Consider the following 22794-nt stretch of genomic DNA (forward strand, 5'->3'; position numbering starts at 1 on the left):
CCCTAAAGACGATGGACGATCAGAATTTCATGGCGCCGGCGGCGATGTCGGCGATGAAGTGGCGGCCGCCGATGATGAAGACCCCGATCAAGGGGATCACACTCATCAGGGCGCCCGCCATCACCATGCTGTAGTCGGTGCCGTAGACACCGTTCAGCTGCTGGAGGGCGACCTGGAGAGTGAGCCGATTGGGATCGGTCATCACGATCAGCGGCCAGAGGTAGTCGTTCCACACGTTGATGAAGGTGAAGATGCCGAGAAAGGCCAGACCGGGCCGCAGCACCGGCAGGCCGACGGTGAGGTACTGCCGGAAGAAGCCGGCGCCGTCGACCTTGGCGGCCGAGATCAGTTCGTCGGGGATCGCGCCCTTGGCGTACTGGCGCATCCAGAAGATGCCGAACGCGTTCGCCGCGCCCGGGATGATCAGCGCCTTCAGCGACCCGATCCAGCCGAACTCGGCCAGCGTGACGAACTGCGGCACCAGCGCCAGCTGGGACGGGATCATGAAGGTGACCAGCAGGATGCCGAACAGCAGGTTCCGGCCGGGGAACTCGTACTTGGCGAACGCGAACGCGGCCAGCGAGTCGAAGAACAGCACCAGCACGGTGACTCCGAGCGACGCGAGCAGCGTGAGCAGCATCGCGCCGAAGAAGTCGATGTTGTCCAGCACGTTGCGCATGTTCTCCCACAGGTGCGAGCCGAGCACCAGCTTCGGTGGGTAGGTGAAGATGTCCGGCGTGGTGTTCGAGGCCATCACCAGCATCCAGTAGAACGGGAAGATCGAGACCAGCACGCCGAGCATCAGCACGACGTGGCTGACCACCTCACGGACTCGTTCAGTGCGCATCGGTGGACTCCTTCCCGGCGGTGGCGGCGGCGGTCTGCTCGGCGGCGATCCTGCGCTGCACCCGCCGGGCGGCCCGGCGGGTCAGCCGTTCGTCGTCGTTGCCGCCGATCAGCCGCCAGTTGATGATCGAGAACAGCACGATCAGCACGAACAGCGCCCAGCCGATCGCCGCGCCGTAGCCGAACTGGTTGGAGCCGAAGGCGTTGTCGTACAGGTAGGACACGATGGTCAGACCGCCGTCGCCGGGGCCGCCGATCGCGCCGCTGCTGCCGAACAGCACCTGCGACTCGGTGAAGATCTGCAGGCCGCCGATCGTCGAGGTGACCGTGGTGAACAGGATCACCGGGCGCAGCAGCGGCACGGTGATCTGCCAGAACTGCTGCCGCGGCGACGCGCCGTCGACCTTGGCGGCCTCGTAGATGTCGGACGAGATCGCCTGCAGGCCGGCCAGGAAGATGATCGCGTTGTAGCCGGTCCAGCGCCAGGCCACGATGGTCGCGATCGCGACCTTGATGCCCCACGGCTGGCTGAGCCACTCGATCTTGTCCAGCCCGACCGAGGTCATGAAGGCGTTCAGCAGGCCGAAGTTGTTGCTGAAGATCGAGCCGAACACCATCGTCACCGCGACCACCGAGGTGATGTTGGGAATGAAGTACGCGATCCGGTAGAAGCTGCGGAACCGGGTCGCGTTGTGCAGCGCGTTGGCGATGATCAGGGCCAGCAGCAACATCGGCACGGTCGAGATCACCCAGATGATCAGCGTGTTGGTGATCGACTTCCAGAACGTCGGGTCGGTGAGCAGGTAGCTGTACTGCTCCAGCCCGACCCAGGTCATCGTGCCGATGCCGTCCCAGGAGTGGAACGACAGCCAGATCGAGAAGAACACCGGGAACGCGCCGAAGATCGCGAACAGCACGAAAAACGGCGACACCGCGGCGTACTGCGGGATCGCTTGCCTGAACCTGTTCGGCCGCTTGCTCGGGTCGGTGTCCGGCGTGGTGCTGACGGCGGCGGTGGAGCGCAGTGCGTCGCTGACGGCCATCTCAGATCGCCCCCACTCTGGTCAGCTCCCGGTCGACCAGTTTCTGCGCGTCCCGCCAGGCCTGGTCCGAGGACTTGCTGCCGATCTCGATGTTCACCAGCTCGGCCTTGATCGGGTCGTTGATGATCGAGTCGTACGGGCTGAAGTAGGTGCCCGGGTACTTCTGCGCGGACTCGGCGAACACGTCGACGATCTTCTGGCCGCCGAAGAACGGGTCCGGGCCGGTCATCTTCGGGTCGTCGTAGCTGGCCGGCGTCGAGGGGAACAGGACCGGGTCGAGGAACGACTGGGCCTGGTTCTTGGCCGACTCCAGCCAGGTGATGAACGCGAACGCCGCCTCGGGATCCTTGCAGTACTTGGTGATCGCGAGGAAAGAGCCGCCCCGGTTGCCCGGACCGCCGGGCGCCGGGGTGACCCGCCACAGGCCCTTCGTCTTCGGCGCCGCGTTCTTCGGGCCGAGCTGGGCCCACCAGACCGCGCCGACGAAGGCGACCAGCCGGCCGTTGGTGACGACGGCGTTCGCGTCGGTGCTGCCGTCCTGCGCGTTGGCGGACAACCCTTCCTCCACCACCCGTACGGCCAGGTCCCAGGCCTGCTTGATGTGGTCGCCGTCGCCGATGTAGGCACCGTCCGGCGTCATGTAGCGCTTGGGCAGCTGGGCCAGCGCGTACTGGTAGACCGAGGTAATGTTGTCGGTGATCGCCGAGCCGGGGACCGCCTGCTTGAGCTTCTTGCCGAGCTCGATGAAGTCGTTCCACTCGGGCGCGGCGGCGGCCACGTCACCGGGCTCGGTCGGCAGGCCGGCCTTCTCGAAGATGTCGCGGCGGTAGAACAGCGCGGTCGGGCCGGTGTCCATCGGGTAGGCCATCATCCGGTTCTCCGGAGTGATGCCGAGCTTCCACTTCCATTCCAGGAACTCGGGCTTGAACTTGTCCGCGCCGAGCTCGTGCAGGTCGAGGAACTGGTCGGCGTTCGGGAAGTAGGTGGCCACGTCGTCGTTCAGGCCGACGATGTCGGGGACCAGCGACTTGCCGGCCAGGCTGGTCAGCAGCTTGGTCTTGTAGTCGCCGCCGATCCGGGTCAGCGAGATCTTCTTGCCGGGCGCGCCGGGGATGCCTTGGGCCGCCTGGGCGACCAGATCGTCGTTCACCGATCCGGTCCACGCCCACAGACTCAGCTCGTCGGGCCCGCCGAGTGAGCTCACCGAGCCGCAGCCGCTGAGGCCCGTCGCCGCGGCGGCACCGCCGGCGGTCAGGGCCAGGAACTTCCGTCGGGTCAGAGTCATGCGCCTCACCGGGCTCTCTGTGTTCGATAACGCCAGAAGTTGTTCGCCAGTGTTCGGGTGGCGTCAAGGTAAGCGCATACCAACTGAACCGGTCAAGGGCTCGTCCCGCCGGGTGGCCCATCGTCCGGAACCGGCCGCGCCTTGTCCGGACCGCCGCGCCCGGCGGATCCGGCGGGCTGGTTGGATGGCGGTATGAGCATCGAAGCCGTGCTGTTCGACGCCGACGGCGTGATCCAGCTGCCGACCGTCGACTGGCAAGCCAAGCTGGCGACCTTCATCCGCCCGGACCAGTCGGCCGACGAGTTCGTGCTCGACCTGATGGCCGCCGAGGGCCCGTCGCTGGCCGGCAAGGGCGACTTCCGGGAGGCGATGGCCGAGGTGCTGACCCGCTGGGAGGTGACGACGCCGCTGGCGGACCTGCTGGTGCTGTGGGAGCAGTTCGCGGCCGTACCGGAGGCGATCGAAGTCGTCCAGGAGCTGCGCGCGGCCGGCGTACCGAGTCATCTGGCGACCAATCAGCAGCCGTACCGGCGCGCGATTATGAACGACGAGCGCGGCTACGCGCAGTGGTTCGACCAGTCGTTCTACTCCTGCGACCTGGGCGTCGCGAAGCCGGATCCGGCGTACTTCAAGACGATTCTGACCGCGATCGACCAGCCGCCGGCGTCGGTGCTGTTCGTCGACGACAACCCGGCCAACGTCGCCGGAGCGCGCGAGGCCGGGCTGCACGCCGAGGAGTTCCACCTGTCGGCCGGCGTACCGGCGCTACGCGGGCTCCTTCACGGCTACGGGCTTCCGGTCGCGACTGATGGCCCAGAGCAGGGCCAGCAGCGGTAGCGGGATCAGGAAGGCGGTTCGCAGGTCGAGCCAGCCGGCCAGCGCGGCCAGGAAGCTGGGGGCCAGCAGGATCGCCGTACCGGAGGCGAGGGCGCCGAGTGCTGCCAGGCGGGCGGGATTGATGCCCGGGATGGCGACCAGCGCGGCGATGGTGAGTGGGTAGAGCGGCGCTACTCCCAGTCCGGCGAGGACCAGTCCGGCGGTGACAGCGGCTGGCGCGTCGAACAAGCTGACGAGCAGCGTGCCCCCGGTCGCGAGCAGTGCGGCTGGGATCATCGGTGACCAGCCGCGCAAGTGCAGCGGACCGATCGCCCGGCCGACTGCCATGCCGATCGGAAAGGCGCTGCCGAGCAGGGCGGCACCAGCCATCGGTACGCCGGTCGCCGCGAGCCGGGCCACAGCCCACACGACGAAGCAGAACTCGACCGCCACCGCCAGTACGACGCGCACCCACCCGCGCAGGACATGCGATCCGGGCGCCCGCTGGCTCGAGTCATGCGGACTGGGCCCGTCGCCGGGGCCGGCCAGAGCGGCCAGCAGGAGCAGCGGCGGTACGGCGGCCAGCAGGGCCAGCCGACCTGTCGCACCGAGCGAGTCGACGCCACCGATCGCCAGCGGAGCGAAGATGCCCGTAGCACTGGCCACCGCGTTGACTCTGGTCAGCCGCGCGGCAGCCGTCGGGCCATGCAGGAGCAGCGGCGCGACCAGCACGAGCAGTGCGCCGCCGATTCCGATCAGCAGCCCGCCGGCGACCGCCAGGACGAAGCCGTGGGCCAGCGCGAGCGACGCGGCACCGACTCCGCAGACGAGGGAGCCGACGCGCAGGACCGTTCCGATGTGCAGCGTGCGCAGCAGGAGCGGGCCGGTGACGGCGACGATCAGCAGGCCGATGGCAAAGGCCGACGAGAGCAGGGCCAACTCGTCGGTCGGCTTGTCCAGGTCTCTGGCCAGCACGGCCACCGACGCCCCGAGTCCGGCCAGCAGGAAGCCGAGAGCCGACAGGGCCAGACCGATCCGGAAGTCGACGCGTGTGGTCATAGCAGCGCGGCAAGCTGGTGCAGGTCCCTCAGCTCGACGTCACCCTTCAGTCCTTTGAGCGCAGCCGTCTGCGCCCCGGCCGCTCGACCAGCGGCCAGGCCGACCTCCGCATCCTCGACGACCAGGCACTGCTCCGCCGGTACGCCGAGCAGCTCGGCGCCGCGCAGGTAGCCCTCCGGATCCGGCTTGCCGTGGGTGATGTCCTCGATGGTGACCAGCACCCGCGGCTCGATCCCGGCCACCGCCAGCCGCACCTTGGCGAGCCGCTGGTCCGCGCTGGTGACGACTGCCCACGGCAGACCGCGGTCCTCCAGCAGGTCGAGCAACTCGTGCGCACCGGGCGTCGCCGTGACATCGGAGAGGTCGTCGTACTGCAGCTCGTGCTGGCGGGCGGCGGCCAGGGCACGGGCCGCGGGGTCGAGACCGGGCAGCACTCGTGCGACCACCGACTCGGCCGGGCTGCCGTGCGCGACGGCGAGCACGGCCAGCGGGTCGACGCCGTACTCGGCCGACCAGGTCCTCCACGCCCGCTCGACCGCGCCGTCGGAGTCGACCAGCGTGCCGTCCATGTCGAACAGGACCGCGCGGATGTCCCGCAGTGGCATGATCGCCTCCATTAAGCTCGTTCTCCGAGGATAACCTTGCTGGACCTGGGGACGGCAAGAGCTGACCATGGTGTGGGAGGGTCCGGGCATGAGCAGGCGAGGGCGGTGGCAGACCGGCGCCGAGGTGCTGGGCCTGCTGGGCCGCCGGCCGGGCATCACCCGGGCCGCGGTCGCCAAGGAACTCCGGCTCAGCACCGGCTCGGCCACCGAGGTCACCACCCGGCTGCGCGACCTGCAGCTGCTCAGTGAGCTTCCCGCACCGATCCAAGGCCGGGGGCGACCGACCACCGTGCTCGCGGCGCACCCGCTTGGTCCGGTCGTGCTGGCGCTGGAGATTCGGCAGGGCGGCTGGCGGAGCGGGGTGGTCTCGCTGGACGGCTCACTGGACCAGCTCCCGCCGCGCCGGCACCACAGCCGACGCCCGAACACCGTGCTGGCCGCACTGCGCGAGGTCGTCGCCGCGACTCGAGCGCAGTACGGCGACCGGCTGCGCGCCGTCGCCCTCGCCGTACCCGGCACTGTGCGCGGTCTGGTCCTGCTGCAGGCGTCGACGCTCGACTGGACCGACGTCGACCTCACCCCTGTCGTGCGGGACACCGGGCTGTTCTTGCTGACAGGCAACGACGCCACGCTCGCCGGAGTGGCCGAGGCCAGGACGGGCGCAGCCGCCGGAGCCGGGACCGCGCTGCACCTGATCGTGGAGGTGGGCATCGGCGGCACGCTCCTGCTGGACGGCGTACCGGTGGGTGGGGCGAACGGTACGGCCGGGGAGTACGGGCACACACCGTACGGCGACCGCTCGGTCCGCTGTCCGTGTGGCGCGCTTGGCTGCTGGGACCTGGAGATCGACGGTCGCGCCCTGGCCCGCCATCTGGGCGAGCCGGCACCTGACGACCCGTACGGCTACGCCGACGAGCTGCTGCGACAGCCCACCGCGCGCACTCGCCCGGCGATCGAGTCCGTGGCGGGTGCGCTGGGTGCCGGGATCGCGGGCCTGGTCAACGCCCACGATCCGGAGGTGATCACGCTCGGCGGCCTGGCGGTGCCCCTGCGAGCCGCTGCACCGGATGCGTTCGCGGCGGCGTACTCGGACAACCTGATGGCGTTCCACCGGTCCACTCCCCCGCCGGTGCTGGACGCGGCCCACCCGACGGACGGCGTACTGCGCGGTGCCGGCGCGCTCGGCCTGGACCACCTCACGTCCGAGGCGTCACTGACCGCCTGGGCCGACGCTCTCGGTCGCGGCTGATTGCTCTTCGGTCGCGTCCTTGTCGTCCGCCTGCGCCTCGACCGCTTGATCGCTGTCCGCGGTCTCCTCGACCACCGGCTTCGGCGCCGGGACGATCGGCGGCTCGACCTTGGCCAGGATCTCGATGATGTCGTGCCGGTGGTGCTGGATCTCGTGGGCGGTGTGCCGGATGATCCAGCTCAGCGTGCGCGGCGCCCGGACCGGGTAGTTGTAGAGCCCGAGCCGGCCCAGCTCCTGCGGCGTGAGCACCCGCGCGGCCGCGCCGAACTCCCGCGCGAACCGCATCACCGCGGCGCCGACCTCGACCGGGTTCTGGAACTCGTACTTGTCCTGCTTGACCCGGCCGGTGCGGTCCATCGGCGCGTACACCGGCCGGTCCTCGGCCAGGCACTGCGCGATCCGCTGCCGCTGCACCTCGAGCACGTCGCGGATGTGGCAGGCGTACTCGATCGCGGACCAGACGTCCGGCTCGGGCCGCAGCCGGACGACGTCCGGGTCCGGTCCGGCGGCGGCCTTGGTCAGCGCCATCGCCGACTCGGCCGCCTGCCGGATCAGCAACGTCACCGTGCCCTGCAGGTCACCCGTGCCGTAGTTGAACCCGCACTGTTCACACAGCCCGTCGACCGGCGGCTGCTGCTTGCTCACTGACCACTTCCCTTGAACCCTCGGAACTGCCACGCGTGATCCACCGGCCCGATTCCACCACCCAGGGCGAACCCGTTCGCGATCGCACCGGTGACGTACTGCTTCGCCGCCCCTACTGCCGACGGTACGTCGTACCCGCGGGCCAGGTACGACGCGATGGTGCTGGCCAGCGTGCAGCCGGTGCCGTGCGTGTGCCGGTTGTCCGCCCGCGGCGCACTGAACTCCTGCCGTACGCCGGGGCCGTGCAGCACGTCGACGGCGGTGTCACCGGAGTCGTGGCCGCCCTTGACGAGCACCCACTGCGCACCGGCGTCCAGCAGCGTCTTCGCGGCCAGCTCACGGTCGTCCAGCGTCCGCAGCTCCACACCGGCCACCGGACCGAGCTCGGTGAGGTTCGGCGTGAGCACGGTCGCCAGCGGGACCACCTCGGAGCGCACCGCCTCCATCGCCTCGGCACCGAGCAGGGCGTCGCCGTGCTTCGACACCGCGACCGGGTCGATCACGATCGGCACCTCCGGCGGCAGCGTGCGCAGCAGCGCGGCGACCACCCGGACCATGCCGGCCGACGCGAGCATGCCGGTCTTCACCGCGTCGACACCGATGTCGTCGACCACACTGCGGAACTGGGCCTCGACCTGCTCGGCCGGCAACTCCCACGCACCCTGGACACCGAGGCTGTTCTGCGCGGTGATCGCCGTGAGCACGCTCATCCCGTGGACGCCGTTGGCCAGCATCGCCTTCAGGTCGGCCTGGATCCCGGCGCCGCCGCCGGAGTCGGATCCGGCGACGGTGAGCACTCTGGGCGGGGCGGACGTCATCTCTGCTCCTCGACTCTGTCGGTTCGTGCGGTGGTCACCGGATCGCGCCGTTCAGCTGGTGAAGTGCGAGTGCCCGGCCTCGGCGGCGAACAACTCGCCGTCCACGGTGACGGTCCCGCCCGGCACGATCTGGTTGCCCTCAGCAACCGTGCCGATCACGGTCCAGCCGTCGGGCACGTCGGCCGGCTCGAAGGTGCCGACCAGCGCGTGGTCCTCGCCGCCGGTCAGCACGAACGTCAGCGCGTCGAGGCCGGTGGCCGCGGCGACCGCTTGCAGCGGTTCGGGGATCGCCAGCGCCCGGGTCCGGACGTCGATCACGACCTGGCTCGCCTCCGCGAGATGACGCAGGTCGGCGATCAGGCCGTCGCTGACGTCACACATCGACGACGCCCCGGCGATCGCGGCCCGCGGGCCTTCGGCGTACGGGGGCTGAGGACGGCGGTGCGCATCGACGACCGTGCGGGGCGAGCGGAAGCCGCGCGTGAGCACGGCGTACCCGGCCTCGGCCCAGCCCAGCCGGCCCGCGAACGCCAACTCGTCGCCAGGACGCGCGCCGGAACGCAGTACGGGCTGGCGGCCGTCGAGCGAACCGAAGGCCGTCACCGAGACGACGATCTTGTCCGACTGCACGGTGTCGCCGCCGACGATGCTCGCGCCGACCAGATCGGCCTCGTCGGACAGCCCCTGATTGAGCTCGACCGCCCACGCCGTCGGCAGGTCAGCGGGTCCGCCGAAGCCGACCACGAGCGCGGTCGGGCGGGCTCCCATCGCCGCTACGTCGGCCAGGTTCTGCGCGGCGGCCTTGCGGCCCACGTCGTACGCCGAGGACCAGTCCTGCCGGAAATGCCGGCCCTCCACGAGCAGGTCGGTGGTGATCACCATCCGCCCGTCCGGCACCGCCACCACGGCCGCGTCGTCCCCCGGCCCGACCAGGACGTCCTCACCTCGGGACAGCCCCCGGGTGACGGCCTCGATCAAGCCGAACTCCCCGGTACTGCCCAACGTCTCTGTCACGTCAGTCGACCTCCCATATCGCCGACTGGAGTCTAGGCGGTACGGTGACGTGGCAACGACGAGTACGCCCGGCCGCTCTGCAGTACTGTGGCCGGTGCCCGCTGAGGACGACTGAGTGGAGAACGACGTGGTGGTCCAGGCCTACATCCTGATCCAGACCGAGGTCGGCAAGGCCGCCGACGTCGCAGCGCAGATCGCCGAGGTCCAGGGCGTCACCCTGGCCGAGGACGTCACCGGCCCGTACGACGTGATCGTGCGCGCCGAGGCCCGCAACGTCGACGAACTCGGCAAGCTGGTCGTGGCCCGGGTCCAGAACGTGCCCGGCATCACCCGCACGCTGACCTGCCCCGTCGTCCACATCTGACCATCGACCGGCCTGTCCCGACCCGCCGTGGGCGCGCACTCGGTGCTGCTTCCACGGCGGTCGTGCTGCTCGCCGTCGCGGCTGGGTGCGGTTCCGACCCGGTACCGGTCGCCGTACCGCAGCCGGCGCCCGAGGTCGCCGAGGCCTGCACGTCGCTGGTGAAGGCGCTGCCGGCCAAGATCCTCGACGCCGAACGGCGCGACACCGACCCGCCGAGCCCACTCACCGCGGCGTACGGCGACCCGCCGATCGAGATCACCTGCGGCGTGGCTCCGCCGGCCGGCATGGCCCAGGCGCAGTCGCAGTGCTTCGAGGTGAACGGTGTCGGCTGGTTCGCCAACGAGGCCGGCAACGGCGTCATCTTCACCACCATCGGCCGCAAGCTCTACGTCGAGATCGCCGTCCCCGCCAAGTACGCCCCCGAGGCCAATGCCCTGACCGACGTCTCGGACGCCGTCAAGGCGCACAACACCCTGATCACGCCCTGCACCTGACCGCTGGTGACGGCACCCGGGCCTACGATCGAGCCATGACCTCGACCGGCCGCACCGACCGGTGGCTGCGGGCCCATCCGGTCGTGCCGGACGTCCTTCTCGCGCTCGCGATCGCCGCGGTCGCCGGACCACTGTCGCTGGAGATCCTGCGCGCGGCGACATCGCCTGCCTGGGTGCTCTGGACGGCCGGACTCTGTGGGCTCGTGGTGCTGGCCGCCGTGGCGCTGCGGCGGATCGCCACCGAAGCCGCGTTCGTCCTTGCCACACTGGCGATGTCGGTCACCGTCGCCCTGCCGAACACGATGATTCGGACCGCGGGGCTGGGACTGGCCGACGCGGGTGCGGAGATGGAGATCCCGCTCTTCTTCCTTCCCTCCTCAGCGGTCTACCTGGTGCTGCTGTACGCCGTCGCCACCCAGTGCAGCCCGGCCAAGAGCCTGCTGGCCCTCGGTATCAGCCTGGCCGGGGCGGTGCTGTGCACCGCGCGAACGGCCACGGCGTACGGCGCGCTGCCCGCCGGCTGGCTGACGCTGCTGCTGGCTCTCCTCGCCCTGGTCGCGGCTGTCGCCGGCACTTGGTCCGTGGGCCGCTCTCACTTCGACCGGCGGCAACGGCAGGCCGAAGAAGCTGCCGAGGCCGCCGAGCGTGCGGTGACCGGCGAACGTCAGCGCATCGCCCGTGACATGCACGACATCGTGGCCCACTCGCTGGCGGTCATCGTGCGTCAGGCCGAAGGCGGGGCCGCCATCGCCGCCAAGTCGCCGGACCGGGCAGCCGAGGCTCTGTCGGTCATCGCCGGGACCGCTCGGGAGGCGTTGACCGACATGCGCGGCACGCTGCAGGTCCTGCGAGAGTCCTCGCCGCAGGAGGCCGTGCAGCCGTCGCTCGCCGCGATCCCGGCCTTGGTGGAGCGGGTCCGCGCGACAGGCGTCGACGTCCGCCTGACCGAGCAGGGCACGCCCGTGGCCATGACGCCGGGCGCGGCGACCGCGGCGTACCGGGTGGTCCAGGAAGCGCTGACCAACAGCGTGAAACATGCGGGCTCGAACCCCACGGTCACCATCACGGTCGAGCACTCACCGCGGACGTCGGTCGTCACCGTCGCCGACAACGGCGGAAACGCCGAAGACCGCCCGGCGATGCCCGGGGCCGGGGCCGGTCTGCGCGGTGCCGAGGAGCGGGTGCACGCTGCGGGCGGTACGTTCGAGGCCGGTCCGGCCGATGGCGGCTTCCGGGTACGGGCGCAGTGGCACGCCCGCGACAGACAGGGGTGAGATGACGATCAGAGTCGCGCTGGTCGACGACCAGGAGCTGATCCGGGTCGGCCTGGCCATGGTGGTCGACGCCACCGACGACATCCGGATCGTCCTGCAGGCCGCCGATGGTGCCGAGGCGGTCGCTCGGCTCGCCGAGACCCAGGTCGACGTCGTCTTGATGGACGTCCAGATGCCGCGGATGGACGGCGTCGAGGCCACGAGTTTGGTGACGGCCCGCGAGAACCCGCCCAAGGTGATCGTGCTGACCACCTTCGATCTCGACGAGTACGCGTTCGCCGGGCTGCGCGCGGGAGCGAGTGGGTTCCTGCTCAAGGACGCCTCGGCCGACGAGGTGCTGCACGCGATCCGCGCCGTGCATGCCGGCGATTCCGTGATCGCGCCGTCCACGACCCGCCGCATGCTGGAGCATCTGGCGACCGTCCGGGACGGCCGTGAGGCGTCGCCGCTGCTGGACCGGCTGACCGCCCGCGAGCGTGACGTGTTGCTGGAGATCGCTCGGGGGCACTCGAACGCCGAGACCGCTCAACGGCTGTTCCTGTCCGAGGCGACGGTGAAGACCCACGTCGCGCACGTACTGGCCAAGCTCGAGGTCCGCGACCGGGTCCAGGCGGTGATCTTCGCCTACGAGAACGGGCTCGTCCGTCCGGGCTAGCCGGATCTCATCATTTCGGTCGAGCGGATCACTCCCTGCGGTGGACGTCTCCGGGCGGGCCGGCGCGCAGGCTGATGCCCATGGCATTCATCGACACGACTCCCAAACCGTCAACGTCGCGCGTCTGGTGGCGCGATCTGTCCGCTGCCGGCGGGCTGCTCGCGATCGGGGGCGGCATCTTCCACACCGTGGTCTCCGCCGTGATGCGCCGCGACGTCTGGGCGCAGATCGCCGACGACGGATTCTTCAAGACCGTCAGCCTGAACCCGTCGGCCGATCAGCTCGCCGCCGCCGAAGCCTTCTGGTTCAGCCCCGGCAGCTTCGGCGTGCCGTTGCTCCTGCTGGGCTCGCTCGTGACGTGGCTGACCCGGCGCGGCCACCGGGTGCCCGGCTGGCTGGGCGGCGGCGTGGTCGCGTGGTCTCTGCTGATCGGGTTGCTGAGCGGCTTCGACGGCGGAACGTTCGCCCTGCTGACCATCGGCGTGCTGCTCGCGGCCGGTGGCTGGACCAGCCGCCGCCGGCTGGAGCACTGAACCGGAGCCGAAGTTTTCCGCGAAGGTGTGTCCGGTCCGGTGCGGGAGCGTCGACGTTCCCGGTGAGAGGCACCACAGTGGTGTTACTCCACACCGACGGGAGACCGAGATGAAGTACATGATCCTGACCTACGCCTCGCAGCAGGACTACGACGGCATGGCCGGGCAGGACTCCGGCAAGCCCGCCTGGAGCGAGCAGGACTTCGCGGCGATGGGCGCGTTCATGGAGAAGTTCAACGCCGATCTGGCCGAGTCCGGCGAACTGGTCGAGACCCGTGGCCTGGCCGCGCCCGCGCTGACCCGCCGGATCGGCTCGAAGAATGGCGAGCCGGTGGTCACCGACGGCCCGTACGCCGAGACGCAGGAGGTCCTGGCCGGCTACTGGGTCGTCGAGTGCGACTCGTTCGACCGCGCGGTCGAGATCGCCTCGCGGCTCGGCGACACCCCGGCGCCGGAGGCCGTGCGCGCGACGGCGTATGCGGACATCCGGCCGATCATGGAGGGCCGCGAGGACCTGCTCGGCTGATGGACCGCCCGCTCGAGGACCTGCTGCGCGAACTCGCGCCTCAGGTCCTCGGCGCGCTGGTCCGCCGGTACGGGCACTTCGACACGGCCGAGGACGCGGTCCAGGAAGCGCTGCTCGCCGCCACCCGGCAGTGGCCGGTCGAGGGCACGCCGGACAACCCGCGCGCCTGGCTGATCACGGTGGCCTCGCGTCGGCTCACCGACCTGCTGCGCAGCGAACAGGCACGGCAGCGACGAGAGAACCAAGTCGCGCTGTGGTCCGCGGTGCCGCCCGAGCCGATCACCGACTCCGACGACACGCTCATCCTGCTGTTCCTGTGCTGCCACCCGTCGCTGTCGCCGGCGTCCCAGATCGCGCTCACCCTGCGCGCCGTCGGGGGTCTCACCACCACCGAGCTCGCCCGCGCCTTCCTGGTGCCGGAGGCAACGATGACCCGGCGGATCACCCGGGCCAAGCAGTCGGTCAAGTCCAGTGGCGCCCGCTTCTCGCTGCCGCCCGACCACGCGGATCGGCTCGACGCCGTACTCAAGGTGATCTACCTGATCTTCACCGAGGGCTACGCCAGTACGACGGGCCCGCAGCTGCACCGCGTCGAGCTGGCCACCGAGGCGATCCGCCTCGGCCGGTTGATCCATGAACTCCTGCCCGACGACCCCGAGGTGACCGGCCTGCTGGCCTTGATGCTGCTCACCGACGCCCGCCGCCCGGCCCGGACCGGGCCCTCGGGCGAGCTGATCCCCATGCACGAGCAGGACCGCTCCCGCTGGATCCGCTGCTCGATCGACGAAGGCGTCGCCCTGATCACCGCCGCTCTCCCCCGCGGCCCGCTCGGCCCGTACCAGCTGCAGGCCGCGATCGCCGCCGTCCACGACGAAGCGCCCTCCGCCGACGAGACCGACTGGCCGCAGATCGCCGCCCTGTACGGCGTACTGCTGCGGCTGACCGACAATCCGATCGTCGCCCTGAACCACGTCGTGGCGGTCGCGATGGCGCAAGGACCGGCGATCGGCCTCAAGCTCCTGGCCACGATCGACACCGACTCCCGCCTCACCCACGACCACCGGCTGCACGCCGTCCGGGGCCATCTCCTGGAGATGTCGGGCGATCCGGAGGCTGCCCGCGCCGCCTACGAACAGGCCGCCTCGCTGGCCACCAGCCTTCCCCAACGCCGGTACCTGAACAAGAAGCTCGCCGGGCTCTGACCGCCCAATAACCGTTTGACAGTCGAGGTGACCGGTCGGCACCATACTGCCCAAGACTTCTTGGGGAGTGGGACGCGATGGCCGACGACGGCATCAAGGAACTGCGGGCGGCGGCTCATCCGGTGCGCTTGCGCATCCTGTCGCTGCTCACCGGATCGGCGATGAGCGCCGCCGAGGTGGCTCGCGAGCTCGGCCTGACGCATGCGAACGCGTCGTACCATCTGCGGCTGCTGGCCGAGTCGGGCACGATCGTCGAGGCCGGCGAGGAGCGGATCCGCGGCGGCGTCGCCAAGCGGTACCGCTATCCCCACGAGGACCGCGGACAGCGTCGTCGCATCGTGACCACGCAGAGCCGGATCGCCGAACTGCGGGCCCTCGCGCGGGATCTCGAGCGGCGGCTGCGGCAGCGCAAGCGGCGGACGTCCGGCCATTTCAGCGACATCGACGGCTGGGTGCCACCGGAGGTCAACGAGCGGGTTGGTGAGCTGCTGGCGGAGGCGTCGGCGCTGATGCACGACCACAACCAGCCACCGCGTACGCCGGGCACCGTGCACGTCAGCGCCACGTCGTGGATCTTCGAGATGACCCGGAAGGACCGCTGATGAGCAACGCGCTCGCCCCGCTCAAAGAGGCGAACTTCCGCTCCTACTGGCTGGCCCGGCTGATCGACCGGGCCGGCACCACGATGGCCGGCGTCGCGCTGGCCTTCGCGGTACTGCACGTCAGCGACTCGCCCGGCGCCCTCGGCACGGTGCTGGCCGCGCACAGCATCCCGGTGGTCGTGTTCCTGCTGGCGGGCGGCGTCCTGGCCGACCGGTTCGGCCGCACGGTGGTGATCCAGGCTACGAACGTCGCGTCCGGCCTGAGCCAGCTCGCGATCGCCGGGCTGGTGATCACCGGCACCGCCGAGATCTGGCACCTCGCGATCCTCACCGCGATCAACGGCACGGCCACCGCGGCGCGGATGCCGGCGCTGGCGGGCGTGCTGCCGCAGCTGGTCCCGCGCGAGCTGTTCAAACCCGCGAACCTCGTGATCGCCGTACCGGAGAACGCGCTGATGGTGCTCGGCCCGGCGGTGAGCGGCGTACTCGTGGTCGTGATCGGACCGGGGTGGGCGCTGGCCGTGGACGGCGTGACGTACTTGCTGGCGGCCCTGATTCTGACCCGCGTCCGCATTCCTCGTCCGGCCGAGGTGAGCAAGGGGGTGGTCGCCGACCTGCGCGAAGGCTGGACCTACTTCCGCGCCACCACGTGGCTGTGGGTGGTGGTTGCCTCGTTCTCCCTGCTCAACGCCATCGTCAGCGGCGCGTTCAACACCCTCGGCCCGGTGCTCGCCACCCAGACCGACCTCGGCGAAGCCGGTTGGGGCCTGATCCGCTCGGCCCAGGCGGTCGGCTTCCTGGTGTGCTCGCTGATCCTGATCCGGATCTCGTTCCATCGCCCGCTGCGCTGGGGCATGCTGGCCGTCGCCCTCCAGGGCCTGCCGATGCTGGTCCTCGGCTTCGAGCCGGTACTCGCGGCCGGGATGGTCGCGGCGTTCCTGGCCGGTCTCGGCGTCCAGGTCTTCGGGCTCGGCTGGGATCTCGCGATGCAGGAACACGTGCCCGACGAGATGCTGTCCCGTGCGTACTCCTACGACATGCTCGGCTCGTTCGTGGCGATCCCCATCGGCCAGCTCGCCTTCGGCCCGTTGGGCCTGGCCTTCGGCATCCAGCCGGTGATGATCGTGGCCGGCGTCGCGTACGTCGTGATCGCGCTGGCGCCGCTGGTGTCACGGTCGGTCCGCGATCTTCCGCGGGCGACGGTCGCGCCCAGCGACACCCACTGAGCCCGCGACTCGACCGAGGTCGAACCTCGTGACGAGTGGACACCTGATCCCGGTCGCTGCACGGTGGAGGCAGGTTCCCGCGTCCTGGAGGAGGAATGGCGAGCTGGCGTCAGCGTGTACTGGGCCTGATCCCCGACGGGCATCGCGACCGTGACCTCGCGCGAACGCCGTCCCTGGGACCGTTGGCCTTGCAAGCCACCGCGGCTGTCGGCGCGGCGCTGGCCGGCGCGGTCGGGCTCTACCTGCTGCTGGCGTGGCTGCTCGGCGTCGACCCGCGGTCCGATCCGGCGACAGCAACAGGAGATCAGCAGAGACTGCTCGCGGATCTGGTGAAGATCGCTCTTGGCCTGGCGGCCGGCGTCGGAGCGTCCGTCGCGCTCATCATCGGCTACCAGCGGGCGCGGGTCGAGGAGGCCGGCAGCCATCGCGACGACCGGCGGCTGTTCAGCAGCCGGTACCAGGACGCCGCCGACCTCCTGGGGCACGACAAGGCCGCCGTACGGCTGGCCGGCGTGTACGCGATGTCCCGGCTCGCGGACGACTGGAGCGAACAACGGCAGCAGTGCATCGACGTGCTCTGCGCTTATCTTCGGCTGCCCTACGATCCGGCGGGCGGCGACGCCGGCGAACGCGAGGTCCGCCTCACCGTCGTCCGGCTCATCGGCGCCCATCTGCAGCCGTCGGCCACCCGGCCCTGGCACGGCCACGACCTCGACTTCACCGGAGCGGTCTTCGACGGCGGCGACTTCAGCGGTGCGGTGTTCTCCGGTGGCGTGCGCTTCGCCGGTGCGGTGTTCGCGGGCAGCCCTGTGGATTTCACCGGCGCGGAGTTCGCGGACGGCACCGTCGACTTCACCGGAGCGCGGTTCTCCGAGGGCAGCCTCAACTTCAGGGCCGCACGGTTCACCGGCAGCACCGTCCGGTTCACCGACGTTCAGTTCGCCAGCGGCGTGCTCAGCTTCCGGCGCGCGCACTTCGCCGCCGGCACCGTCAACTTCAGCGGGCGATCGTTCTTGCTCGACAAGAGCCGCGACACCACGTTCTGCGGAAGCCTCGTCAACTTCGCCCGCGCGAACTTCGCCGGTGGACGGGTCGATTTCAGGCACACGAAGTTCACCGCCGGCAGCGTCGGGTTCCTGAGCGCCACGTTCTCCGGCAGCATCGTCGACTTCACCGGCGCGGTGTTCGCCGGCACCACCGTCAACTTCCGCGGCGCCCGGTTCACCGGCGGCGAAGTGAACCTTTCCCAAGCGAAGCTCCCGGCCAACGGCAAGCCGCCACGAGACCTCCCCGCCGCGGCCGGCCGATTCCTGACGCTGCCCGACTGGCTCAACCGGTAGACGACCCCTGCCGCCTACGCCGAACCAGCGGGCTCGAAGCTCGCGAGCATCTGTTCCAGCGCGTGCTGGTCGGGGCCGACGAACGGGTCGGAGCCCGGCGCGACGGTGAGCATGTCGAGGAACTCCGCCGTCTGCCCGGCGGCGGGCGGCAGATGCGTACTGAGGATGACGGCCGGGTCCATCGCCCGGATCGGGTCGACGGTGCCCAGGTACCGGTCCTGATCGACGGAGTGGATCCAGGGACTGTCGAGGGTTGCCCACAGCAACTGTCCGGCCCGCAGGTCGTCCCGCGGGACGTCGCGGACCTCGCTGCCGCCGGCCAGTTCGCTGGTCGGCATCGGCGCGCCGAAGCAGTCGGAACTGAAGCAGACCCCCGACTTGTCGTCGTAGAAGCCCACCGTCGCGGGACTGTCGAACAGCGGCGGCCGGAAGGCGCGCAGGGTGCGGTCGCCCACGTCGAGTGACTGACCGGGGTTGAGCAGGTACACCCGGTCCATCGGCAGCGGCCGCTCGGTGGACATGATGCCCGCGCCGATGAAGGTGGTGACCACCTTGGCCCGCGGGGCCAGGTCGAGCAGGTCGAAGAGCGCACCGGTGTGGTCCCGGTCGGGATGCGTCAGCCAGATCCAGCGCACGTCGCGCGGATCGATCACCGTGCCGAGCGCGGTCAGGAACCCCCGGTCGGGAAGGCTCAGCCCGGTGTCGACGACCACCGGTTCAGTTGCCTGGAGCACGAAAGCGTTGATGGCCAGGAAGCCGATCCCCGGGATCGGGAGTTGGTCGTTCAGCACGCTCACGTCGGATCCGATGCGATGAATTTCCATGATTGCCCCCTTACAGCGGATGGTCTGCCTGCCCGGCCGGTCAGTCAACCCTTCGGCGAGGACCACCGACGGTGCTCGGGAGCTCACGAAAATCATCCGCCGCCTCGCGGGGTGGTCAAGCAGACTCCGCCTGGGCAGCGTTCACCGCTGCTCGAACAGCATCGCCGTGGTACCGGCGTCCACGAAGAGCTCGACACCGGTGACGGACCGGGCCTCCGGCGAGAGCAGGAAGGCGACCGCGTTGCCGATGTCGATCGCCTCGACCGCGGCCGGCAGCATCTGCTTGGTGGCAACGAAATCGGCCAGCAGGTGTTCGTTGCCCCGGGCCTCGACCGCGCCGGGATGGACGATGTTGCACCGGATGTTGTGCCGGCCGTAGTCCCGCGCGATCCCCCGGGTCAGCGCGGTCAGCGCCGCCTTCGTCGCGGCGTACAGGGTGAAGGTCTCGGCGGCTCCGGCCGCGTGCACCGACCCGATGTTCACGATGCTGCCGCCGCCGTTGCCGACCATGATCGGCACCACCTCGCGGATGCACGTCCACGGCCCGCGGTAGTTGATCGCGTGCAGCCGGTCGAACTCCTCCGGCGTCGCCTCCGCGCCGTGCTTGCGCAGGCCGACGCCCGCACTGTTGACCAAGGCATCAAGTTGCCCGTACTCCGCAACGGTCGCCGCCACGACGTCGCGTACCGACTGGTCATCGGTGACGTCCAACCGCATCGGTACGGCGGTCCCGCCCGTCGCGCGCAGCTCCTCGACCACCGTCTCGGCCGCATCGAGGTCCTGGTCCGCGACCACCACGGCCCATCCCTTGCCCGCCAGCGCCCGGCAGATCCCGCTGCCGATCCGCACCCCGCCCCCGCCCGTCACGACGCAAACCCGCATCCCCGCACACCCTCCGCAGTTGTCGATGGTCGCCCCGATTCCACAGACCTCGTGCCCTCCTGCTGGCCCGGAGGGAGTTCCAGGTCGCCGAGTGTCAGCGGCCGCTCAGGTGACCAGGCCGCGGCGATAGGCGTAAACGACCGCCTGGACCCGGTCGCGCAAGCCGAGTTTCGCGAGGATGCGCGACACGTAGGTCTTGACGGTCTCGTGGCTGATCACCAGCGTGGCGGCGATTTCGCTGTTGCTTGGGCGCTGGGTACAGGCGAGTAAAACTGGAAGCCGAGCCGAGCAGAACTGTTGGAGGAGCGACCATGCAGACCGGCAGCCGGGACCGTTCCGAGGCCGCCGTCGTCGCCACCGAGGCGACCGAGCACGCCGAAGCAGCACCCACCGCGGACCCGGAGCCTTCGCCGTACCCGCCCACCCATCCGCTCTGGACCGCCGCCGCCGCGACAACGACCGGCGCCTGGCTCGGCATGATCGTCTCCGTCCTCGGCTGGTTCGACGAACCGCTGGAGGTCTGGTTCCAGATCAGCAAACTCGCCACCGCCGTAGGAGCCTGCACCGGCCTCGGCCTCACCGCCGCCCTCACAGCCCTCCGAGCCCACCGCCGCCGCACCGACCAGTCCAGCGCCCGGCTCCCCACGTACGACGTCTTCTCTCCCCAGCGCGGCTGACCGCGATCGCTCTCAGGCCTTGTACGCAAGCAGAGTGAACAACGTGAGCAGCACCCAGACGGTCGACGTGGTGAGCTCCCATCCTGTCGGCCGACGCCATCGCCGCAGCACTTCGTCTCCCGCTGCGCCAGAACTTTTCCCAGCTGCGGCCTGCGATTCGATCTCCTGAGAGATCCTGGTCGGCCGGCTGGAAGTCATGATCTGGTCGGCGAGAGTCCGCTCGACGCCGAAGCACCTGATCCATCCCGACGGGGTCTGCAGCCGGACCCAGGTGCTGTCGTCGTCGACACGGGTGATCACCCTCCAGGGCACGATCGTGTCGCGCAGCGGGTTCCTGACCACCAGCGACTCCTCCCGGATCTCGACACACGGGTACCAGCCCAGCGCGGACGCCAGCGCTCCACTGACGCCAAGTGCTGCCGTGATCAGCGTTGCTCCGACGAGGCCGATCCGGAACAACTCTCCTTCCGATCGTTACATCGTTGGACGTTGACGCAGCGTTACCGGATCGGGGATTGAAACAAGCAGTTGACGGCTGAGGTCACTGTCTGTGTATGCTCCCGGCCATCACGGCGCTGGGGGGAAACAGCGCCGCTCATTTCATCTCTCTGGGGGAACCCCGCATGAACCTGCGTCGTACTTTGACGACCCTTGCCGTCGCCGCCAGCCTCGCCGCGATCGCTCCGGCGACCGCGTCCGCCGGGCGGCCCGGCCCCACTCCGCCCGCAGGCCTGTCCAAGGCCACCACTTCCGCGGCCGCTGCCGGGGTGTGCAATCTGTCTGTACCGACCCGGGTCGCGATCAGCCGCCCGTACATGGAACTGCCCACCCGGATCACCGGCAACTGCACCGCCACCGGCAGCTTCTCGCTGTGGACCCTGACCCACCCCAGCAAGGGCGAGGTCACCGACGTCGGCTTCGAGGAAGGTGACACCACCTACCCCTGGGACATCTACGCCGACGACCCGATCGGCAACCAGAAGTTCGTCCCCAAGGGCGCCGTCGACCCGGCCGACCAGCCGCTGACCCAGAACACCCCCATCACCACCGTCAAGCTCGCCGCGGGCGCCTGGATCTCCTCCACCCGCACCGCCGACGTGGTCACCCTCAAGGGCACCTCGCTGCTGTACTCGGTCAGCAAGAACGTCTTCTTCAAGCGCTCAGCCAGCGGCGTCTTCCAGTACCGCGACCGCGGCACCACCATCTGGAAGAACCTCAAGGCCGTCACCACCAACACCGCCGGCGAAGCCACCATGGCCTACCGCTACAGCCCCGTCCGCGACTACCGCTTCGCGCTGTACTCCACCCCCATCAGCTGGGACCTCGCCAGCGCCACCACCACCCGCTGACCCCACCGGTCCTGGCGCCGAACTCCCGGCGCCAGGACCGATCAGCCCGCCTGGTTCGCTCCCATGGCAGGTGGCGGCGATCGCCGGTGTCGTCGCTGGCGTGATGTTCGGCGGCGCGCTGGCGTACATCTTGGTCCGGCAGCGGCGCGATCTGCGCAACCCAGCCGGTGACCTGCCGCGGGCACAGCATGAACCTTGCCGACGGCAATTACATTCTCGCGGCCTTGCTGACTTCAGGCGCGCTGGTCAACGGCGTACAGCTGTACCAGCTCAAGCGAATGCGCCGGCAACTCGAGCGATTGTCCGCTGATCAGACCGACTGAGAGCACCTTTGTCACCTGAGCGCCGAAGCGTCCGGCCGCGGTTCAGCGTGTGTACGCCGGCTTCATCGCTCGTGCCAAGGCGACGATGCTGGCGGACTTCTCTGGTGCCATCGGGTACACCTCGACGTCGACGAACGTTCTTTCGCCGACGCGATAGGCCAGGAAGCCGTTGTCCTGCTGCCAGCCTTCGGTGCCGACGTGGACGCGGTGGTTCCCGAAGGACTGTTCCGTTCCAGCGTCCCGGAGATTCCTGAACGAAATGAACGGCTCGGAGCCTGGTCCGCCGCCTGCGACGAAAACAGCCTTTCGGAGGGTGGCCCAGCGGCACGAGACGATTCCACCGTCGATGGTGTCGCGCCGGGACGTTGTCTTGGCGCCCAGCAGAGCTTCGGCCGCAGCGGTGGCGCGCTCACATTTCGGCTGGCGCACATTCGCCGGCGCAGGCGGGATTCCGGGCAGGCTGGCGATGGTCCTCGCGAGCGCCTTGACCGCGTCCAACTGCTCGTCACCAAGGAGGTACTGGCCGACCTTCACCAGCCTTCCGCTGGTCCGGAACACCAGCCAAGGACCGAGCGTGCGCTCGTTCACCGACCAGGAGTCCGGCCCGAGCCCACCGTCAACTGGCTCCGCCATGGACTGCTGCTTCAACCGATTCGCTTCGTCCTTCCGGAGTTGGGTGGCGTCCTGTGCTGACACGGGCAGGACCGAGACCTGGATCCGGTACCGGTTGTTCTCGTTCGTGGAGTCCGTGAGCCAGCAACGATCCGAGAGCGGGATCGCGCTGGGCGCTTGATCCTCAGCTCGCCACTCGCCGGGCAGCGTTGGCCGTACGCGCTCGCACAAGCTCCCCGTCTCCCCGGGCACCGGCGTAGCCGTGGCCGGACGCGCGGCCGGTTCCTCCGTGTCGCAGCCGGCCAATGCCAACAGCACAGCCACGCACGCCAGCAAAACCCCAACTCCACGCATCGCCCACCCCAGAAAGCACTCCGCAGACCGACTGGCCGCCGACGGCACAGTAGTCGCGCGTATCCGCCGCAGGTCCCCCGGGCACACTTGCCGCGGTCGCACGAACTCCCGGCCTGCCCCGGGCACCGGTATGGCCGCGGCCTGGCGCGGTCGACCCGTTCGGGAGCAGGCCCCTCG

At 69.9% G+C, this 22794-nt stretch carries 27 protein-coding genes and 1 pseudogene; 15 read left to right on the forward strand and 13 right to left on the reverse strand.

The window, feature by feature from the left end; all coding sequences use genetic code 11:
• Nucleotides 1-19: 19 nt before the first annotated feature.
• Genes ACQPXM_RS28055 through ACQPXM_RS28065 form a run of 3 tightly spaced genes read right to left on the reverse strand, consistent with a single transcriptional unit; the run spans nucleotide 20 to nucleotide 3174 of the window.
• Complete coding sequence (locus ACQPXM_RS28055) at nucleotides 20-847, reverse strand: carbohydrate ABC transporter permease (RefSeq protein ID WP_432938795.1); 828 nt, start codon at nucleotides 845-847, stop codon at nucleotides 20-22.
• Nucleotides 837-1889 (reverse strand): carbohydrate ABC transporter permease, encoded by a 1053-nt coding sequence (locus tag ACQPXM_RS28060; protein ID WP_432938798.1) that lies wholly within the window; start codon nucleotides 1887-1889, stop codon nucleotides 837-839. The genes ACQPXM_RS28055 and ACQPXM_RS28060 overlap by 11 nt, the downstream gene beginning before the upstream one ends.
• A gap of 1 nt (nucleotide 1890) precedes the next feature.
• Nucleotides 1891-3174 (reverse strand): ABC transporter substrate-binding protein, encoded by a 1284-nt coding sequence (locus tag ACQPXM_RS28065; RefSeq protein WP_432938801.1) that lies wholly within the window; start codon nucleotides 3172-3174, stop codon nucleotides 1891-1893.
• A 192-nt stretch (nucleotides 3175-3366) separates the two neighbouring features.
• On the opposite strand from ACQPXM_RS28065, the gene ACQPXM_RS28070 reads away from it, so the two are divergent.
• Nucleotides 3367-4011, forward strand: a complete 645-nt coding sequence (locus tag ACQPXM_RS28070) for an HAD family hydrolase (protein ID WP_432938803.1) — start codon at nucleotides 3367-3369, stop codon at nucleotides 4009-4011.
• Here ACQPXM_RS28070 and ACQPXM_RS28075 read toward each other — a convergent pair.
• Nucleotides 3940-5049, reverse strand: a complete 1110-nt coding sequence (locus ACQPXM_RS28075) for an MFS transporter (RefSeq protein ID WP_432938805.1) — start codon at nucleotides 5047-5049, stop codon at nucleotides 3940-3942. The two genes, ACQPXM_RS28070 and ACQPXM_RS28075, sit on opposite strands and share 72 nt — an antisense overlap.
• Nucleotides 5046-5654, reverse strand: a complete 609-nt coding sequence (locus ACQPXM_RS28080) for an HAD-IA family hydrolase (RefSeq protein ID WP_432938808.1) — start codon at nucleotides 5652-5654, stop codon at nucleotides 5046-5048. Before ACQPXM_RS28080 ends, ACQPXM_RS28075 begins: the two co-directional genes overlap by 4 nt.
• A gap of 88 nt (nucleotides 5655-5742) precedes the next feature.
• Here ACQPXM_RS28080 and ACQPXM_RS28085 point away from each other — a divergent pair, with 88 nt between their 5' ends.
• The gene (locus ACQPXM_RS28085) at nucleotides 5743-6903 is read left to right on the forward strand and encodes an ROK family protein (protein ID WP_432938811.1); all 1161 of its coding nucleotides are present in this window, start codon (nucleotides 5743-5745) and stop codon (nucleotides 6901-6903) included.
• Here ACQPXM_RS28085 and ACQPXM_RS28090 read toward each other — a convergent pair.
• From ACQPXM_RS28090 to ACQPXM_RS28100, 3 genes are read right to left on the reverse strand one after another with little or no spacing between them, the layout of a single operon-like run.
• Entirely contained in the window at nucleotides 6865-7548 is a 684-nt protein-coding gene (locus ACQPXM_RS28090; RefSeq protein WP_432938813.1) for a DinB family protein, read from the reverse strand. The genes ACQPXM_RS28085 and ACQPXM_RS28090 overlap by 39 nt on opposite strands.
• Complete coding sequence (thiD, locus tag ACQPXM_RS28095; RefSeq protein ID WP_432938815.1) at nucleotides 7545-8366, reverse strand: bifunctional hydroxymethylpyrimidine kinase/phosphomethylpyrimidine kinase; 822 nt, start codon at nucleotides 8364-8366, stop codon at nucleotides 7545-7547. The genes ACQPXM_RS28090 and thiD overlap by 4 nt, the downstream gene beginning before the upstream one ends.
• Nucleotides 8367-8417: 51 nt before the next feature.
• The gene (locus ACQPXM_RS28100; RefSeq protein WP_432938817.1) at nucleotides 8418-9380 is read right to left on the reverse strand and encodes a thiamine-phosphate kinase; all 963 of its coding nucleotides are present in this window, start codon (nucleotides 9378-9380) and stop codon (nucleotides 8418-8420) included.
• 127 nt (nucleotides 9381-9507) lie between these two features.
• On the opposite strand from ACQPXM_RS28100, the gene ACQPXM_RS28105 reads away from it, so the two are divergent.
• The 10 genes from ACQPXM_RS28105 (at nucleotide 9508) to ACQPXM_RS28150 (ending at nucleotide 17596) form a co-directional block, all read left to right on the forward strand.
• The gene (locus ACQPXM_RS28105; RefSeq protein WP_184806149.1) at nucleotides 9508-9744 is read left to right on the forward strand and encodes an Lrp/AsnC family transcriptional regulator; all 237 of its coding nucleotides are present in this window, start codon (nucleotides 9508-9510) and stop codon (nucleotides 9742-9744) included.
• Nucleotides 9745-9806: 62 nt separating this feature from the next.
• Nucleotides 9807-10238, forward strand: coding sequence for a DUF3515 domain-containing protein (locus tag ACQPXM_RS28110; protein WP_432938820.1), 432 nt, complete (start codon nucleotides 9807-9809; stop codon nucleotides 10236-10238).
• Nucleotides 10239-10273: 35 nt separating this feature from the next.
• The gene (locus tag ACQPXM_RS28115; protein WP_432938823.1) at nucleotides 10274-11512 is read left to right on the forward strand and encodes a sensor histidine kinase; all 1239 of its coding nucleotides are present in this window, start codon (nucleotides 10274-10276) and stop codon (nucleotides 11510-11512) included.
• Between the two features lies 1 nt (nucleotide 11513).
• Nucleotides 11514-12167 carry a response regulator transcription factor gene (locus tag ACQPXM_RS28120; protein ID WP_432938827.1) on the forward strand — a complete coding sequence of 218 codons (654 nt, stop codon included), beginning with the start codon at nucleotides 11514-11516 and terminating at the stop codon, nucleotides 12165-12167.
• Nucleotides 12168-12247: 80 nt separating this feature from the next.
• Nucleotides 12248-12700 (forward strand): DUF6463 family protein, encoded by a 453-nt coding sequence (locus tag ACQPXM_RS28125; RefSeq protein WP_432938830.1) that lies wholly within the window; start codon nucleotides 12248-12250, stop codon nucleotides 12698-12700.
• A 109-nt stretch (nucleotides 12701-12809) separates the two neighbouring features.
• Nucleotides 12810-13226, forward strand: a complete 417-nt coding sequence (locus ACQPXM_RS28130; RefSeq protein ID WP_432938833.1) for a YciI family protein — start codon at nucleotides 12810-12812, stop codon at nucleotides 13224-13226.
• On the forward strand, nucleotides 13226-14428 hold the full coding sequence (locus ACQPXM_RS28135; RefSeq protein ID WP_432938835.1) for an RNA polymerase sigma factor: 1203 nt from the start codon (nucleotides 13226-13228) through the stop codon (nucleotides 14426-14428). The genes ACQPXM_RS28130 and ACQPXM_RS28135 overlap by 1 nt, the downstream gene beginning before the upstream one ends.
• A gap of 77 nt (nucleotides 14429-14505) precedes the next feature.
• Complete coding sequence (locus ACQPXM_RS28140; protein ID WP_432938837.1) at nucleotides 14506-15030, forward strand: ArsR/SmtB family transcription factor; 525 nt, start codon at nucleotides 14506-14508, stop codon at nucleotides 15028-15030.
• On the forward strand, nucleotides 15030-16256 hold the full coding sequence (locus ACQPXM_RS28145) for an MFS transporter (RefSeq protein ID WP_432938840.1): 1227 nt from the start codon (nucleotides 15030-15032) through the stop codon (nucleotides 16254-16256). The genes ACQPXM_RS28140 and ACQPXM_RS28145 overlap by 1 nt, the downstream gene beginning before the upstream one ends.
• Before the next feature lie 95 nt (nucleotides 16257-16351).
• Nucleotides 16352-17596: a pentapeptide repeat-containing protein gene (locus tag ACQPXM_RS28150; RefSeq protein ID WP_432938843.1), complete on the forward strand. Its 1245-nt coding sequence runs from the start codon at nucleotides 16352-16354 to the stop codon at nucleotides 17594-17596.
• A gap of 14 nt (nucleotides 17597-17610) precedes the next feature.
• Here ACQPXM_RS28150 and ACQPXM_RS28155 read toward each other — a convergent pair whose 3' ends face one another.
• From ACQPXM_RS28155 to ACQPXM_RS28165, 3 genes and pseudogenes are all read right to left on the reverse strand, one after another.
• Nucleotides 17611-18420: an MBL fold metallo-hydrolase gene (locus tag ACQPXM_RS28155; protein ID WP_432938846.1), complete on the reverse strand. Its 810-nt coding sequence runs from the start codon at nucleotides 18418-18420 to the stop codon at nucleotides 17611-17613.
• 141 nt (nucleotides 18421-18561) lie between these two features.
• Nucleotides 18562-19302: an SDR family NAD(P)-dependent oxidoreductase gene (locus ACQPXM_RS28160; RefSeq protein ID WP_432938848.1), complete on the reverse strand. Its 741-nt coding sequence runs from the start codon at nucleotides 19300-19302 to the stop codon at nucleotides 18562-18564.
• A gap of 105 nt (nucleotides 19303-19407) precedes the next feature.
• Nucleotides 19408-19551, reverse strand: a pseudogene (locus ACQPXM_RS28165) (response regulator transcription factor); the annotation flags it as partial.
• Nucleotides 19552-19613: 62 nt separating this feature from the next.
• Here ACQPXM_RS28165 and ACQPXM_RS28170 point away from each other — a divergent pair.
• Nucleotides 19614-19979: a hypothetical protein gene (locus ACQPXM_RS28170; protein ID WP_432951201.1), complete on the forward strand. Its 366-nt coding sequence runs from the start codon at nucleotides 19614-19616 to the stop codon at nucleotides 19977-19979.
• A 12-nt stretch (nucleotides 19980-19991) separates the two neighbouring features.
• Here ACQPXM_RS28170 and ACQPXM_RS28175 read toward each other — a convergent pair whose 3' ends face one another.
• Nucleotides 19992-20438 (reverse strand): PH domain-containing protein, encoded by a 447-nt coding sequence (locus tag ACQPXM_RS28175; protein ID WP_432938850.1) that lies wholly within the window; start codon nucleotides 20436-20438, stop codon nucleotides 19992-19994.
• A gap of 164 nt (nucleotides 20439-20602) precedes the next feature.
• On the opposite strand from ACQPXM_RS28175, the gene ACQPXM_RS28180 reads away from it, so the two are divergent.
• Together ACQPXM_RS28180 and ACQPXM_RS28185 are read left to right on the forward strand one after the other, a co-directional pair.
• Nucleotides 20603-21328: a hypothetical protein gene (locus ACQPXM_RS28180; RefSeq protein WP_432938852.1), complete on the forward strand. Its 726-nt coding sequence runs from the start codon at nucleotides 20603-20605 to the stop codon at nucleotides 21326-21328.
• Between the two features lie 188 nt (nucleotides 21329-21516).
• Nucleotides 21517-21651 (forward strand): hypothetical protein, encoded by a 135-nt coding sequence (locus tag ACQPXM_RS28185; protein ID WP_432938855.1) that lies wholly within the window; start codon nucleotides 21517-21519, stop codon nucleotides 21649-21651.
• Nucleotides 21652-21693: 42 nt separating this feature from the next.
• Here ACQPXM_RS28185 and ACQPXM_RS28190 read toward each other — a convergent pair whose 3' ends face one another.
• Nucleotides 21694-22239, reverse strand: a complete 546-nt coding sequence (locus ACQPXM_RS28190) for a hypothetical protein (protein ID WP_432938858.1) — start codon at nucleotides 22237-22239, stop codon at nucleotides 21694-21696.
• Nucleotides 22240-22794 lie beyond the last annotated feature (555 nt).

This window comes from Kribbella sp. CA-253562, assembly GCF_050942265.1.
Classification (GTDB): Bacteria; Actinomycetota; Actinomycetes; order Propionibacteriales; family Kribbellaceae; genus Kribbella.